This is a genomic window from Hansschlegelia sp. KR7-227, from assembly GCF_049446035.1.
In the GTDB taxonomy this organism is placed as follows: Bacteria; Pseudomonadota; Alphaproteobacteria; order Rhizobiales; family Methylopilaceae; genus Methylopila.
Window position 1 is genome coordinate 72942 of record NZ_JBMSEA010000002.1, and the last position, 14104, is coordinate 87045.

Consider the following 14104-nt stretch of genomic DNA (forward strand, 5'->3'; position numbering starts at 1 on the left):
GATGGGCGGCCGAGGAGCAGGGTCCTAAAGGGAGTTTAATCTGACGATCAAGGGGGCGATAGCCCGCACAGATTCACCAGTTCGACGCCGAAGGCTATGTCGAAACACGTAGCCGATCGGGAGAGGGCGGGATAAATCCCTTCCCCATGGAACCTAGTCGCACGCACGAGGATGGAGACGGAGCCACGTCCGCAGCCTTAGTGGCGGCGGCCTCCGCGGCGCTGTCGGGCGCCGGCGGGGATGTCGACATTCTGCGGCACAGCGATCTTGCGATGTGCGTGGTCGCCGCTGTCCCGGAGCTGCCGATCGTATACGCCAATCCTGCTTTCCTGACCGTCACCGGCTATTCTGCCGAGGAGACGCTCGGCCAAAGCTGCCGCTTTCTGCTGGGGCCAGACACCGATCCGCGCGACGTTCAGCGTTTCCGCAAGAGCCTCGCAGACGGCAGGCCGTTCCAAACGTCGATCGTCAGTCGCCGCAAGGGCGGCGGCGGCTTCCGCAACTCCCTCTTCGTGACGCCGGTGCGGGATGATGAGGGCGCCGTGGGTCGTTACATCGGGATTCTCGTTCCGGAGGCCCCGCCGGTCGACGCGGGGGACGTAGAAGCGCGCATCGGCGCTCTCCGCCACAAGTTCAGAAACCAGCTTCAATCCATGACGAGTCTTGTAGGCCTGCTGGGCCAGCGTTTACCGCCGGGCGACGGCCGCGAGGCGTTCGTGGACCTGCGCGCGCGTTTCGAGGCGACCGCCCTCGCCCAATCGGACTCGTTCGCGCTGGACGACGGCGAGAGGTCGCGCGCGCTGTCGCAACTCGCCCACCGCCTCGCTCAACTCTACGACACCGCGGGACGACACAAGGTGACGATCGCGGCAGGGCCGGTGAAGGCGACCGCGCGACGGGCGGAGTCGCTGGCTCAGATCCTGACGGAGCTGATCATCGACCTCTTCCGCAACGGCTTCGGCGACGGACCTCCGGCCACCGGCCGCATCGAAGTCGCGGCGAACGACGACGGCGGCGTGCGGCTCAGAGTCTTCCACCCCGGCCCGGTGGCCGAGTCGGGTCCAGCCGGCTCCACCGAACTGGGTCTGGCGATCGCGCAGTCGCTCGTTCGAGGCCTGGGCGGACAGTTCCTGCGCCGAAGGGACAAGTCCCTCACCAGCGAGGCTGTCCTACCGGCTGAGGGAGAGGGCCGTTGACTTCCGACCGTGGGGCTTGCTCATTGGTCCTGACGCGCCATGTCGCCACGGCGAGGTCCACGCTGGCCCGCGTCTCGTAACCGAAACCGATCCGCACGCTCTGGAACGACATCGTCATGGCGCTCGCCGACACCATCGCCCCTCATCTTCCGTTTCTCCGCCGCTACGCTCGCGCGCTCACCGGGCGCCAGGACAGCGGAGACGCCTACGTCGCCGCTGTGCTCAAGGCGCTGATCGCCGATCCCTCGATCTTTCCGAGCGGAACGGAGCCGCGGGTCGGGCTTTACGAGATTTTTTCGCGCATTTGGTCGTCGGTCGCTCTCAACGTCGAAACGGGTCTCGAGGCGGCGCAGTCGGAGCGCACGATCGAAGCGCTCACCCCGCGCTCCCGCCAGGTGTTCCTGCTCGTGTCGGTCGAGGGATTCAGTCCCTCCGAGGCCGGGCAGATCCTGGGCATGTCTGAAGCGGAGATCGGCCGCGCGATCGACGACGCGGGTCGCGAGATCGCCGAACAGGTCGCGACGGACGTCCTCATCATCGAGGACGAGCCAATCATCGCCATGGACCTCGCCAAGCTTGTCGAGGGATTGGGGCACCGCGTGGTCGGCACCGCCCGCACCCACACAGAGGCCGTGGCTCTCGCCGCGCGCACCGGCCCTGGCCTCGTGCTGGCGGACATTCAGCTCGCCGACGGAAGTTCGGGCCTTGACGCAGTCCGCGAGATGCTGCCGAACCTCGAGGTTCCCGTGATCTTCATCACGGCCTATCCTGAGCGCCTGCTGAGCGGTGAGCGGCCGGAACCGGTCTTTCTGGTGACCAAACCGTTCCAGGCGTCAACGGTGAAGGCGATCGTGAGCCAGGCCCTGTTCTTCGGCGCGCGCGCGCGCAATTCGGACGAGCGCGCGACCGCCTGAAGCAGTCGAACTCCGTAGTAATACGGATATCTCGGGAATTACGAAACCTTCCGCCCTTTGCCGCGTTGTCGTCGCGAAGCTCGAATGAGCACCGGGGGCGCGCACGTCGTGCGCTCGCGTAAAAAGCGATGACGGGTGCGCGATGTCGACAGCTACCGGCGTACTGAACGTTAGGCCTATCGTTGAGCACGTCGATACCGGCCTCGGCTCCGCCGACCGTCGGGTAATTGCTGAGATATTGAGCGATATCACGGTCCAGACGTATAGGACGCTTCTCCGATCACAGGTTGTTCACTGGAATGTGGTCGGACCGTTATTCCAGCCCATCCACGTTCTTACTGAGCAGCATTACAATGATCTTTTCTCGGCGATAGACGTGATCGCCGAGCGAATTCGTGCGCTCGGTCACACCGTGCCGACCGGCAAGGCGGCGGTCGGCCTCGACAAAGCCATGTCGCTCGGCGCCAAACTGACGGCGAAGTCGATGGTCGAGGAACTGGTCGAAGATCACGAGACGCTCGCCCGTCTTGTGCGCGAAGGCGCGGCGCAGGCCGAGGATCTGAAAGACTTTGTCACCCATGACCTTCTGACTGAACGGCTCGCCTTCCACGAGAAGGCCGTCTGGATGCTGCGCGCCATCGTGGCGGATTAAGTCACGCTGAACGAAACGGCGATCGGAGAGGCTCAATCATGGCCTATATCAGCCACAGTCCGCATCGAGCGTATTGGACCGAAGCCCGCGCACATGCCGTCGCTCCTGCTCTTTGGATCAAGTCGGCGCTCGTCGCAGTGGCGGCCGCGGGCGTGATGGTGGCCTTGTCAGGCGCGTCGCCAACGGGGCAACCCATTGCGGCCAAGGGTGATCGGCTCGCCGCGGCTGCTCCCGTATCGACCGCGATGAATTCGGGCGCGGATGAGATCGCAGCGTCCGTCGGCGCGGATGTGCGGCGGGACGGAAATGGGCGCGTCGTGTACGTCAACGATCCGGTCTCCGGGACAACGACGGTGAGCCGGGGCGCGTCCGCCGATCTGAGCCCGGACTCACCGCTACGCTCGACGGCCAAATGACCCGATGGACGAGAACGGCGGGGCAGGAAAAGGCCTGCGACAATCGGCTCCTCGTGAACCGATCGGACATATCGTTAGCAGATCGTCAATCGAGATTGACGAAACTTCCTCGGGGCGGTCGGTCGCGCGCGCATTTGGCGCCGTGTTGCCTATCAGCGCGGAAGCGGATCGTGATGCTTGGCCGGCGGGAGCGCCGCGAGAAGGTGCAGGAATGAATCATCGGAAACCGGACGCGACGAGGCTGGATTCCGACGTCCAGGCGCATATCGGCCGTCAGTTGAGGGCCGGCTATGTTGATATTCTGAACCAGCCAGTCCCAGATCGCTTCTTGGAGCTTCTCGCGGAACTCGATCAAAAGCAGGAAGAGTTCGGGGCCACCGAGGAAGACCTGCGACAGAACGGATCGCGATGAGCGAACCGCAGTCTCGCGCTCCGCGCGACGAAATGCTCGTGCATATTCCGAGCCTGCGCGCGTTCGCCGTCTCGCTGTCGGGACAGATGGACCGCGCTGACGATCTCGTCCAGGAAACTCTTGTCAAGGCGTGGCGCAACCTCGGAAGCTTCACCGAGGGGACGAACATGCGGGCGTGGCTCTTCACCATCTTGCGCAACGTGTACATCTCGGAAATCCGCCGTCGACGGCGCGAGGTCCAGGACACCGATGGCGTGTTCGCGGAAAACGTGGCGGTCGCGCCGCAGCAGAACGGCCATATGGACTTGGCCGACTTCCGTAACGCGCTCGCCGACCTGCCGGAGGAGCAGCGCGAGGCGTTGATTCTCATCGGCGCGGCCGAATTTTCTTACGAGGAGGCCGCCGAGATTTCCGGCTGTGCCGTCGGCACGGTGAAGAGTCGCGTGAACCGGGCGCGGACGGCGCTTGCGCGCCGTCTCAATCTGGAGGTCGGCGAGATCGGCTTGGATCCGACACTGCGCGCAGCGCTTGGCTCCCCGACCCACTCCGGGACGGGGTGACGGGCCCGGCCCCAGCCAGATGATTTCCCGCTTCAAGACTTTGCGTGGCCGGATCGCCTTCCTGTTGATAGCGGCCAACCTGCCGATGGTCGGGCTCTCGGTGTGGATCGCCAAGCATGAGTTCGCTGACGCAGGGCGCGCCCATCGCGATCGGCTCGTGCAGGCGGCCGAGCTGCTCGCGGCGCGGGCTGGCGGATTTCAGACCGGCGGAGCCGGGCCGACTGATGCGATGCGCCAAGCGATCTTCCGTGATCGCGGATCCCGTGGCGAGATCGCGGCGGGAATCATCGCCCGAGACGGTCGTCCCTTTGCTCTTGATGACGAGGAGCGCCCCTACGGCGCGGACTGGCTGCCGAAGGACACGGCGCCGAACACGCCCCTTTCGGACGATCCCCGCATCCTGAAGGCGCGCGGCGCAGACGGACGCGCCTATCAGTATGCGGTGGCGCCCATCAAAGGCAGCGACGCCCGGGCCGTGGTCGCCGCCCCGTTCGACCTTTTGGGACGCAGCCAGGCCCAGTGGCTGCTGCTCGCCGTCGGCTTTCCGGCGCTGATGATCCTGTTGTGCGTCGGCATGGTGCTTTTCGGCATCGAACGCTTCGTGCTGAGATGGATCCGCACCTTGAGGGGCGCCGCCGCCAGTTACGACGGCGGGCGCCTCGACGCCAAGGCCACGTCGCTCAAGGGGGCGCCGACCGAGATCGCCGAGCTCGGAGACGCGCTGGAGGCGATGTCCCTGCGTGTCCAGGATCGCTCGACCGCGCTGGAAGCGGCGATCGAGGAGCGTGACCGCCTGCTCCGCGAGTTGCACCACCGGGTGAAGAACAATTTTCAGATGATCGCGAGCCTGCTCGCCCTGCAGCGCCACGAGGCTCCGGAGTCGATGAGCGCGGCGCTGCGGGCGCCGGAGGACCGCGTGCGCGCGATGGCGGCCGCCTACAAGGTGTCCTATGCCTCGGGCGAGATCGGGCATGTCGAAGTCTCCGAGCTCATTCGCGACGTCGCGCAGCAGGCGCGCCAGACCACTAATGGCCGCTCCTTTGAGGTCGCAGCGCATTTTCCGGAGGACGCGGGCGAGGTGGATCTCGACCGCGCGGTTTCGCTGGCTCTGCTGATGATGGAGTTGCTCAACGCCGCGGCCGGCGCGACGGAGAAGGCTTCTGTGTCCGCCTCGCCGTCGGTCGATGGGAGGATCGCCCTCACCATCGGCGGCCCGAAGGTGGCCTGGCTGCCGACCTCCGGCCTGTCCCAGCGCCTCATCGGCGCCTATGCTGACCAGCTTTCCACCAAGATCGAGCAGGAGGCTGGGGGATCCGTCCGCATCTCCGTCGCGCTCGCTTCCGAGAAGCCTTCGATCGGCATGCGACCGCCCGGCTCCGCGACGCACTGAGAGGCGCGCGGTCAAGCCGCCTTGCCGTCGCCGTCTTCTCCGGACTATCACCGCGCGATGGCCCCTCCTCTGCTTCTTCTGAAAGACGTCCGCCTGACTTTCGGCGGCCGCCCCCTGCTCGACGGGGCCGAAATCTCGGTCTCGGCCGGCGAACGCTTGGGACTGGTCGGGCGCAACGGTTCCGGCAAGTCGACGCTGCTCAAGATCGCCGCCGGCGTGGTGGAGGCGGATGACGGCACGCGATTCCTGCAGCCGGGCGCGACCGTGCGCTACCTCGCCCAGGAGCCCGACTTCGCTGGCTTCGCCACCGTGCGAGCCTATGTCGAGGCGGGCCTTGCGCCGGGCGACGACGCCTATCGCGCCGCCTATCTGCTGGGCGCGCTGGGGCTGACGGGCGAAGAGGCGCCGGCGACGCTGTCGGGCGGCGAGGCGCGACGCGCGGCCCTCGTCCGCGCATTGGCCCCCGAACCCGACATCCTGCTTCTGGACGAGCCCACCAACCACCTCGACCTCCCCGCGATTGAATGGCTGGAGGCGGAGCTCAAGAGCCTGCGCTCGGCGCTCGTTCTGATCAGCCACGACCGACGGTTCCTCGAAAACCTGACTCGCGCCACCTTGTGGCTCGACCGCGGACGGACCCGCCGCCTCGACCAGGGCTTCGCCGCGTTCGAGGCCTGGCGCGACGACGCCCTCGCCCAGGAGGAGCGCGACCGCCACAAGCTCGACCGCAAGATCGAGATGGAGAAGAACTGGGTTCGTTACGGAGTCACCGCGCGGCGCAAACGCAACCAAGGCCGCATGCGGGCGCTCGAAGGCCTGCGCGAGACACGCCGCAACGCTCGCCGCGCCCAAGGTTCGGTCAAGATGGCCGTGACGGAGACGGAGTCGTCCGGGGCGCTGGTCATCGAGGCGAAGCATGTCTTCAAAGCCTATGACGGCCGCCCGATCGTCGCCGATTTCTCGACGCGGATCGCGCGCGGCGACCGGATCGGTCTGGTCGGCGCCAACGGCGCGGGCAAGACGACGCTGATTGGCCTCCTCACTGGCGCCTTGCCGCCCGATGAGGGCGTCGTGAAGGTCGGCGCCAATGTCCAGATCGCGACCATCGACCAGAAGCGCGCGAGCCTCGACCCGGATATGAGCCTGCGCGACGCCCTGACCGGGGGCGGGAGCGACACGGTCGACGTCGCCGGCGGGACGAAGCATGTCGTGGGCTACATGAAAGACTTCCTGTTCACGCCCGAGCAGGCCGGCTCGCCCGTGCGCGCCCTGTCGGGCGGCGAGCGCGGACGTCTGCTGCTCGCCCGCGCGCTCGCCGTCCCGGCCAATCTTCTGGTGCTGGACGAGCCGACCAACGACCTCGACCTGGAGACTCTAGACCTGCTGCAGGAGATGGTGGCTGATCACCCCGGCACGGTGCTGCTCGTCAGCCACGACCGCGATTTCCTCGACCGCACCGTCGACGCGGTGATCGTCGCCGAGGGAGACGGGCGGTGGACGGAATACGCCGGCGGCTACTCCGACATGGTGGCCCAGCGCGGGGCCGGCGTGGAGGCGCGGGCTATCGCCTTGGCGACGACCGCGGACCGACCGAAGTCCGCGACGTCCGTCGCGACGCCCGGCGCAGCGCGCCGAAAGCTGTCGTTCAAGGATCAGCATGCTCTCGACACGCTGCCTGCGCGCATCGCCCAGCTCGAAGCTGAGATCGCGCGGCTGGAGGAACGTCTCGCGGACGCCGCGCTCTACGCGCGAGATCCCAAGGCCTTCGACACGGCGACTGCGGCTCTGACCAAAGCGCAGGCGGAGCGGGCGGCGGCGGAAGACCGCTGGCTCGAACTGGAGATGATGCGCGAGGAGCTTGCGGCCGGGTGACGCCGATCCGCGTCGAGGACGCCAACGACCCTCGCATCGCCGCCTACCGCGCCGTGCGCGAGAAGGATGTCGTCGGGCGCGGCGAACGCTTCGTGGCGGAGGGCGAGGTCGTCCTCCGGCTGCTCCTGGGCGAGCGCTGCCGGCACGGCGTCGAAAGCGCGCTGATCTCGGAACGACGCTACGAGGCGTTGGCGCCTTTGCTCGAACGAATGCCGCATCATGCGCCCCTCTACGTCGCCGGGCAGGCCGCCATGGACGCGATCGTCGGCTTTCACATCCACCGCGGCGCGTTGGCGATCGGTCTTCGCGCGCCGGCGATCGACGCGTCGGAGTTGGTCGCCGTGCTTGGCCCGAACGCGCTGGTCCTCGGGCTGATCGGCGTCTCGAACCACGACAATGTCGGCGGCGCGTTCCGCAACGCCGCGGCCTTCGGCGCCGACGCCGTGCTGCTCGACGCCGCGAGTTGCGATCCCCTCTATCGCAAGGCGATCCGTGTCTCCGTCGGCGCCAGCCTGATCACGCCGTACGCGCGCGGCGGATCAAGCGAGACGATGCTGGAGACGCTGCAGAACCGGGGATTCGCCACTTATGCGCTGAGCCCGGCCGGCGCGATCCGGCTGGACGAGGTCCGCGCCACCGGCCGGAGGGCGCTGCTACTCGGCGCGGAGGGACCAGGCCTTCCCGCCGCGCTCATGGCGCGGACCAGGACGGTCCGCATCCCGATGGCCGCTGGCTTCGACAGCCTCAACGTCGCGACCACGAGCGGCGTGGCGCTCTACGAGATGACGCGCGCCCACACATAGGACGCAGCGCCTCAGCCCTCGTTCAGCGCCTTCAGGAACGCGTCGCCGAAGGACTGCAGCTTGGCGGCCCCCACGCCCTTGACGCGAGCGAGGTCGTCCGCGGTGCGTGGGCGGGTCGCCGCCATCTCCACCAGCGTGCGGTCTGCGAACACCACATAGGCCGGCACGGCGCGGGCGACCGCGATTTCGCGGCGCAACGCCTTGAGCCTCGCGAGCAGGGCGCCGTCGACTTCGTCAGGCAGCGCCTCCGCGACCATACGCCTGCGCTCACGCGCTTTCGGCCGCGGCTTTGCGATCGACAGCCGTTCGCCGTCGTCGAGCACCCGCTCGCCCTTCGGCGTGAGCGACAACCCGCCATAGGGGCCGGTCTCGACCTCGAGGGCCCCGACGGCGACGAGCTGGCGCAGGATCGCGCGCCATTCCGCCGTCGGCCGGTCTGCGCCCTTGCCGAAGCCGGGCAGCTTGTCATGGCCGCGGGCCTCGACCGTCTCCGATGTGTGTCCGACGGCGAGCGCCACGATGTGGGCGGCCCCGAAACGCTGCCCGGTCGCTGCGACCAGCGACAGCAGCAGCCGCGCCTCCGCCGTGCCGTCGACGACCTCCGGCGGATCGAGGCAGACGTCGCAATTGCCACAGGGCGCCGAGGTCTCTCCGAAATAGGACAGCAGCGCCTGGCGGCGGCATTGCGTCGTCTCGCAGAAGCCCACCAGCGCATCGAGCCGGCGCGCCTCGACCCGCTTGCGTTCCGGCGCGCTGTCCTGCTCGTCGATGAAACGGCGGCGGGTGCGGATGTCCTCCAGCCCATAGAGCATAAGCGCTTCGGCCGCGGCTCCGTCACGGCCGGCCCGGCCGATCTCCTGGTAATAGGACTCCAGCGATCCCGGCGCGTCGCCATGGACCACGTAGCGCACGTCCGACTTGTCGATCCCCATGCCGAAGGCCACCGTCGCGACCATCACGACGCCCTGTTCGGCCAGAAAGGTCTCCTGCGCGGCGGAGCGGGCGGCGGCGTCCATGCCCGCATGATAGCCGAAGGCGTTGTGGCCGGCCGCTTTCAGCCGCGCCGCGGTCTCCTCGACCTTCTTGCGCGAGATCCGGTAGACGATGCCGCTCTGGCCCTTCCGGTTCGCGACATAGCGTTCGATCATCGCAGATCCGTCGCGCTTCTCGGCCACGGCGATCGAGATGTTCGGCCGGTCGAAGCCGGCGACGAACACCTCCGCCCGGCCTCCAAACAGCTTCTCGACGATGTCGTCGCGGGTCGCCTGGTCGGCGGTCGCGGTGAGCGCGACCAGGCGCGCGCTAGGCAGCGCCTGGCGCGCGTTCCCGAGCAGCAGATATTCCGCGCGAAAGCTGTGGCCCCATTGGGAGACGCAGTGCGCCTCGTCGATCGCGAGCAATGAGACCGGGAGGCGCGACAGCGCGCCGAGCATGCGCTCAGTCATCAGCCGCTCCGGCGCGAGATAGAGGAGGCGCGCCTCCCCCGACGCCACCCGTCGCCAGGCGGCGACGTTCTCGTCACGGGACTTGCCCGAATGGATCGCCTCCGCGACGACGCCGTCGAGCCTGAGGCCCGCCACCTGATCGTCCATCAGCGCGATCAGCGGCGAGACCACGAGGGTCAGGCCGCCGGTCACCAGCGCCGGAACCTGATAGCAGAGCGACTTGCCGGCGCCGGTCGGCATCACGGCCAGCACGTCGCGACCCGCGAGCAGGGAGTCGACGACGCGCTCCTGGCCTGGTCGGAAAGCGTCGAAGCCGAAGGCGTCCTTCAGCACCCGACGCTTCGCGGCCTCGAGCTCGGGAGGAAGCCCTCCCCCCGATCCCGCTTCGTCGCTCACATCCCTCATCCCGTGGGTCTTAGGGGATTCGGCGGCGCGGCGCGACAGACCCCGCGGCGACCGCCCACCCCTTTTCAGTGATGTGCGTGATCGTCGACCGCGGGCGTCTTGCCCGGCGTCGCGCCCGCCGCCTCGACGGCGAACTCAATCTCGACCTTGCCAGCTTTCTCGAAGGTCAGTTCGCCCTTGACCTTCTGGCCTTTGACGAGGGGCGCGCCCAGTCCCACGAACATCAGGTGCTTTCCGCCGGGAGCGAACTCCACCGTCTCGTTCGGCCGGATCTCGACCCCGTTCTCGAGCGGCCGCATGCGGGCGACGCCGTTCTCCACGGAGCTCTCGTGGATCTCGGCCTTGTCCGCGAAGGGCACGGAGACGCCGATCAACCGGTCAGGGGCGACGCCGTGATTTTCGATCTGGAGGAAGCCGCCCGCGACCTTGGCGCCGGGAACTGTGGCGCGCGACCAGGGGTGGTCGATCTGGAGGTCGCCGGCCTTGTAGTCATGAGCGCCGGCTGCGCCGACGACGAGGACGCCGGCTGCGAGCGCCGCGGCGAAACGAGGAGAGTGCATGGAAATGGCTCCGATGGCGGCGGGCGTGACGCCGCGCCGCAGGGCATGACGATGTCGGGGTCGAGCGTCGTCACGCCGGCGGGCCGCGAGCCGAAAGAGCGATCGAAGGCTCCCGGACCGGCGGAGGAGCCGTGGAGGCCGCTTCGGCGACCCACAGCCGCTCCGCCGGCGACGCGACCGACGCAAGGGCCGGCCCGTCGAGCGTCGAGAGAGCGGCGATCCGGCAGATATCCGCGCAGGGAACAGTGTGGGCCGACGTTCCGTCTTGGGCGGGGAGGTCGCGGATGCAGAGCTCGAAACGACCATCGAGACCCGCGGCCGCCCGCGCGGCGTGCGCGCCGAAGGCGGCCGCGGCCAGCACGGCATAGACCGCGAGGACATAGGCGACGGCGATCGGCAGGCTCTTGCTGGCGCGGATCCGAGCGAACATGCGGCTTCATAGCTCCGCGGACGTCCGGGCGCCATGCGCCCTTCGCGGCGGCGCGGGCGCCACGACGACGGTCCCGCCTGAATTCCACGCGACGCGCGCTCCGGCCAGCGTGCCGACCCCCGACGGCTCGCAGAACACGCGTCCCGCCAGACGTTCGAGACGCTCCAGCCGCATCCGTCCGCCGCCAGCCCGCTCGATCGCCTGCCCGAGCAGGCGGAGCCGGATCTCGTCGGGCAGCGCCGCCGCCGCCGGGCCGATCACACAGCGCGCGCCTTCGACGCGAAGATGCTCCGCCGCCGCCTGCGCCGTGGCCTCCTCCAAGGCGTCCTCGACGCGCGCCAGTCGTCTGGCGAGCCGGCCGAGCCGTCTGGCGGTGAGGCCCTCGCGCGCCAGCGTTCTCCGCGCGGCGCGCAGACGGGCTCGGGCGAAGCGCCGGTCGCCGTTCATGTCGTCCTCAGCCCAGCCGAGCCCGCGTTCCCGCAGGCACGCCAGAAGGCGCGCCTTGGGGATGTCGAGAAACGGACGGAGATGGATGAGGTCGCCTTTGAGCGCGCTCGGCCGCATCGCGGCGAGCCCGCCGGGTCCGCTGCCGGCGGCGAGCCGCATCAGCACCGTCTCGGCCTGGTCGTCCAGCGTGTGGGCGGTCGCGAACGCGTCCGCGCCGAGATCCGCAGCGTGTCGGCACAACGCGGCGTAACGAGCGTCGCGCGCGCGCGCCTCGACGCCTGGAAGCGCCCCGTCGATCGGCGCGAAAAGCCTGCCATGCGGCAGACCGAAGCGCGCCGAGAGCGCCGCCACGGACGCCGCCTCGACGGAGGATTGAGCCCTCAGGCCGTGATCGACCGTCGCCACGAAGAGAGCGGGCCGCGCCTCGCCGGTCCCGGCCCATTCGGCTGCGAGCGCGAGCAGCGCGGTCGAGTCCGGTCCGCCGGACACCGCGAGCAGGACGCTGCGCGCGCCGGCGAAGGACGCGTCGAACAGCGCGTCGGCCTCGGCCCCCGAGAGCGCTGCGCCGTTATCGAAGATCGAAGTCTCGCGCATCGCAAGAGCCGCCGCTTGTGGTCCGCCGTCGGAGCGGCGGGGTCCGCCATGCCGAGGTTCGGGACGTTCAAGCCGGGACTTCGCCCGTCGAGCGCCGTCAGCAGGAGAGCCGCTTCAGCTCGCGGTCGGACTGCGCCTTGATGCGCGAGTATTTCCGGCCGGCCTCGGCGATGGTCGCGCAGGCCTGTTCCTTCTCGCCCATGCCGTTGAGCGACATGCCGAGCTTCAGCATGCTTTCCGGCGCCTTCGGAGACTGGGGAGAGTCGCGATAGGTCGTCAGGAAGGCGTCGGCGGCGTCGGTGTACTTCTTGCGCTGGTAGAAGCTTTCGCCCAGCCAGTACCGCGCCTCCGGCACCTTAGCGTCCTTGGGATTCTGACTGATGAAGTCCCGGAACGTGGCTTCGGCCTGCCCGTAATCGCGGCGCTGCACGAAGCCGACGCCGAGATCGAACTGGTCCCGCGCGCTGCCCGTGCCTGCAGTGACGCCGCCATAGGAGCCCGCGTCCCGCGACGCCATGCGGCCCGCGTCTCCCGAGTCGCGGCCAACGCCCGGCGGGCGGATGCTCATCGGGGCGTTCGGGTCGTCGCCCGGCTCGTCGATCAAACCGCCGATCGAATCGCCGTCGCCCGAACGGGAGGCGCCGAGCGTGCTTGGAGGAGCGCCGAGGCTACTGTCGGAGCTCCGCGAGGCCCCGGACGTGGACGACGACTCGCCGGCGTCGCCGCGGCGCGACTTGGACGCGCCGCCAGCCTTGCCGCTCTCCAGATCCTGAATGCGAAAGTCGACGTCGCCCTGGAAGCGCTTCAGCGCGTCGTCGTTCCGCTTCACCTGGAACTGCATCTCTTCGATGCGGCCGTTGAGCTGGCGCATCTGGTTCTCGAGCCGGTCGAGCCGGACGGCGATGTCGGCGAGCGACGAGGACTGCGCCGGCTGGACGTAGGTTTGCGGGGCGCGCTCCTCCCGGCCGCCAAAGAAGGCGAGGCCGCGCTCGAGGCCGTCGACCCGGCGCTCCATCCAGCTTGGCGCGGGATCGGCGGCGGATTGCGCAAGCGCCGGCGCGGCGCCTCCGCAAAGCATCGCGGCGCCGAGCGCGAGGCGTCGGACCAGAGCGGGCTTACGAGCGATGGACATGAACCTGAACGTTCCGTGCCGAGACGGTGGGCCTCAGCAAGTAGCTGTGGAGTTCGACCGAATTTTGTCCGATTCCGGCGGCCGGCGCCAGTTTTGGCCGCCGACCGCCGGGTCTGCGCTCGTTCAGGAGCCGCTGGCGCCGCCGAGCGCGGTGACCGCGCGCCGGTTCTGCGACCAGCAGGAGATGTCGTCGCACACCGCCACCGGACGCTCCTTGCCGTAGGAGGTGGTGCGTATGCGGCCCGCGCTCACGCCGCGGGCGGCGAGATAGTCGCGGGTGGTCTGGCTGCGACGGGCGCCAAGCGCGAAGTTGTATTCGCGCGTGCCGCGCTCGTCGGCGTGACCTTCGATGAGGATCGAATATTTCGGGTATCTCGACAGCCACTGGGCCTGCTTGTCGAGCGTCGAACGGGCGGTGGAGGTAAGCTCGGTCGAGTCCGTCTCGAAGAACACGCGGTCTCCGACGTTCACGACGAAGTCCTGCTGGCTGCCGGGAGGGCCGCCGCGGCCGCCGCCTGCGCCGTATCCGTCGGCGCCGTCCATTCCCGAACCCTTCTTCGCGCAGGCTGCGAGCAGCAGCGTGGCGCAGATGGCTGCGGCGAGCTTGCCGCCCGTGGCGATACGCATGGTACGCAACATCCCCGATGACTCCTTGTGGCTGTCGGTTGCGAAATCCATAGCAGTCTCCCCGTTAACCGAAGGTTCCGTTAGGCTTAAAGAAGGCTTTATTTCGCGATGTTCCCGTCGCTCCGGGATGACCCGGCAAGGCGGCGCAAACAAGGCCGGCGCGCGCCGCTCGCCGGTTTCACGAAGAGGTGAGTCGGATCCGCCACATGAGGGCGACGTCCGCATCCTTCGGGCGGGACGCTCGAAGTG

The 14104-nt window shown here is 68.6% G+C and carries 15 protein-coding genes; 9 read left to right on the top strand and 6 right to left on the bottom strand.

Annotated elements, in window-relative coordinates:
- Positions 1–146 precede the first annotated feature (146 nt).
- The 9 genes from ACO2RJ_RS15835 (at position 147) to ACO2RJ_RS15875 (ending at position 8215) form a co-directional block, all read left to right on the top strand.
- A complete protein-coding gene (locus ACO2RJ_RS15835; RefSeq protein WP_423269086.1) occupies positions 147–1196 on the top strand; it encodes a PAS domain-containing protein in 1050 nt (349 codons plus the stop codon).
- Between the two features lie 116 nt (positions 1197–1312).
- Complete coding sequence (locus ACO2RJ_RS15840) at positions 1313–2110, top strand: response regulator (RefSeq protein WP_423269088.1); 798 nt, start codon at positions 1313–1315, stop codon at positions 2108–2110.
- Between the two features lie 142 nt (positions 2111–2252).
- Positions 2253–2762 (top strand): Dps family protein, encoded by a 510-nt coding sequence (locus tag ACO2RJ_RS15845; protein WP_423269090.1) that lies wholly within the window; start codon positions 2253–2255, stop codon positions 2760–2762.
- Positions 2763–2800: 38 nt separating this feature from the next.
- The gene (locus ACO2RJ_RS15850; protein ID WP_423269092.1) at positions 2801–3178 is read left to right on the top strand and encodes a hypothetical protein; all 378 of its coding nucleotides are present in this window, start codon (positions 2801–2803) and stop codon (positions 3176–3178) included.
- 4 nt (positions 3179–3182) lie between these two features.
- A complete protein-coding gene (locus ACO2RJ_RS15855; protein WP_423269094.1) occupies positions 3183–3590 on the top strand; it encodes a NepR family anti-sigma factor in 408 nt (135 codons plus the stop codon).
- Positions 3587–4150 (top strand): sigma-70 family RNA polymerase sigma factor, encoded by a 564-nt coding sequence (locus tag ACO2RJ_RS15860; RefSeq protein ID WP_423269095.1) that lies wholly within the window; start codon positions 3587–3589, stop codon positions 4148–4150. The genes ACO2RJ_RS15855 and ACO2RJ_RS15860 overlap by 4 nt, the downstream gene beginning before the upstream one ends.
- A 19-nt stretch (positions 4151–4169) precedes the next feature.
- Positions 4170–5540 (top strand): sensor histidine kinase, encoded by a 1371-nt coding sequence (locus ACO2RJ_RS15865; protein ID WP_423269096.1) that lies wholly within the window; start codon positions 4170–4172, stop codon positions 5538–5540.
- Between the two features lie 57 nt (positions 5541–5597).
- Positions 5598–7412 (top strand): ABC-F family ATP-binding cassette domain-containing protein, encoded by a 1815-nt coding sequence (locus ACO2RJ_RS15870; RefSeq protein WP_423269097.1) that lies wholly within the window; start codon positions 5598–5600, stop codon positions 7410–7412.
- Positions 7409–8215: a TrmH family RNA methyltransferase gene (locus ACO2RJ_RS15875; protein ID WP_423269098.1), complete on the top strand. Its 807-nt coding sequence runs from the start codon at positions 7409–7411 to the stop codon at positions 8213–8215. The genes ACO2RJ_RS15870 and ACO2RJ_RS15875 overlap by 4 nt, the downstream gene beginning before the upstream one ends.
- Before the next feature lie 11 nt (positions 8216–8226).
- Here the strand turns inward: ACO2RJ_RS15875 and recQ are convergent, their stop codons facing one another.
- The 6 genes from recQ to pal form a co-directional block, all read right to left on the bottom strand.
- A complete protein-coding gene (gene recQ, locus ACO2RJ_RS15880) occupies positions 8227–10056 on the bottom strand; it encodes a DNA helicase RecQ (RefSeq protein ID WP_423269099.1) in 1830 nt (609 codons plus the stop codon).
- Between the two features lie 74 nt (positions 10057–10130).
- Positions 10131–10625, bottom strand: coding sequence for a copper chaperone PCu(A)C (locus tag ACO2RJ_RS15885; protein ID WP_423269100.1), 495 nt, complete (start codon positions 10623–10625; stop codon positions 10131–10133).
- A gap of 70 nt (positions 10626–10695) precedes the next feature.
- Positions 10696–11055: a hypothetical protein gene (locus tag ACO2RJ_RS15890; protein ID WP_423269101.1), complete on the bottom strand. Its 360-nt coding sequence runs from the start codon at positions 11053–11055 to the stop codon at positions 10696–10698.
- A 6-nt stretch (positions 11056–11061) separates the two neighbouring features.
- Positions 11062–12096 (bottom strand): tRNA lysidine(34) synthetase TilS, encoded by a 1035-nt coding sequence (gene tilS, locus ACO2RJ_RS15895; RefSeq protein ID WP_423269102.1) that lies wholly within the window; start codon positions 12094–12096, stop codon positions 11062–11064.
- 97 nt (positions 12097–12193) lie between these two features.
- Positions 12194–13228 carry a tol-pal system protein YbgF gene (gene ybgF / locus ACO2RJ_RS15900; RefSeq protein ID WP_423269103.1) on the bottom strand — a complete coding sequence of 345 codons (1035 nt, stop codon included), beginning with the start codon at positions 13226–13228 and terminating at the stop codon, positions 12194–12196.
- A 123-nt stretch (positions 13229–13351) separates the two neighbouring features.
- Positions 13352–13855, bottom strand: a complete 504-nt coding sequence (gene pal / locus ACO2RJ_RS15905) for a peptidoglycan-associated lipoprotein Pal (protein WP_423269104.1) — start codon at positions 13853–13855, stop codon at positions 13352–13354.
- Positions 13856–14104: the final 249 nt, after the last annotated feature.

Excerpts from the sequence above, each read along its gene's own strand:
- ACO2RJ_RS15870 (WP_423269097.1), top strand. The coding sequence starts at position 5,598 with ATGGCCCCTCCTCTGCTTCTTCTGAAAGACGTCCGCCTGACTTTCGGC.
- ybgF (WP_423269103.1), bottom strand. The coding sequence starts at position 13,228 with ATGTCCATCGCTCGTAAGCCCGCTCTGGTCCGACGCCTCGCGCTCGGC.
- pal (WP_423269104.1), bottom strand. The coding sequence starts at position 13,855 with ATGCGTATCGCCACGGGCGGCAAGCTCGCCGCAGCCATCTGCGCCACG.
- ACO2RJ_RS15865 (WP_423269096.1), top strand. The coding sequence starts at position 4,170 with ATGATTTCCCGCTTCAAGACTTTGCGTGGCCGGATCGCCTTCCTGTTG.
- ACO2RJ_RS15840 (WP_423269088.1), top strand. The coding sequence starts at position 1,313 with ATGGCGCTCGCCGACACCATCGCCCCTCATCTTCCGTTTCTCCGCCGC.
- tilS (WP_423269102.1), bottom strand. The coding sequence starts at position 12,096 with ATGCGCGAGACTTCGATCTTCGATAACGGCGCAGCGCTCTCGGGGGCC.
- ACO2RJ_RS15855 (WP_423269094.1), top strand. The coding sequence starts at position 3,183 with ATGGACGAGAACGGCGGGGCAGGAAAAGGCCTGCGACAATCGGCTCCT.
- ACO2RJ_RS15835 (WP_423269086.1), top strand. The coding sequence starts at position 147 with ATGGAACCTAGTCGCACGCACGAGGATGGAGACGGAGCCACGTCCGCA.
- ACO2RJ_RS15890 (WP_423269101.1), bottom strand. The coding sequence starts at position 11,055 with ATGTTCGCTCGGATCCGCGCCAGCAAGAGCCTGCCGATCGCCGTCGCC.
- ACO2RJ_RS15885 (WP_423269100.1), bottom strand. The coding sequence starts at position 10,625 with ATGCACTCTCCTCGTTTCGCCGCGGCGCTCGCAGCCGGCGTCCTCGTC.
- ACO2RJ_RS15860 (WP_423269095.1), top strand. The coding sequence starts at position 3,587 with ATGAGCGAACCGCAGTCTCGCGCTCCGCGCGACGAAATGCTCGTGCAT.
- ACO2RJ_RS15845 (WP_423269090.1), top strand. The coding sequence starts at position 2,253 with ATGTCGACAGCTACCGGCGTACTGAACGTTAGGCCTATCGTTGAGCAC.
- ACO2RJ_RS15850 (WP_423269092.1), top strand. The coding sequence starts at position 2,801 with ATGGCCTATATCAGCCACAGTCCGCATCGAGCGTATTGGACCGAAGCC.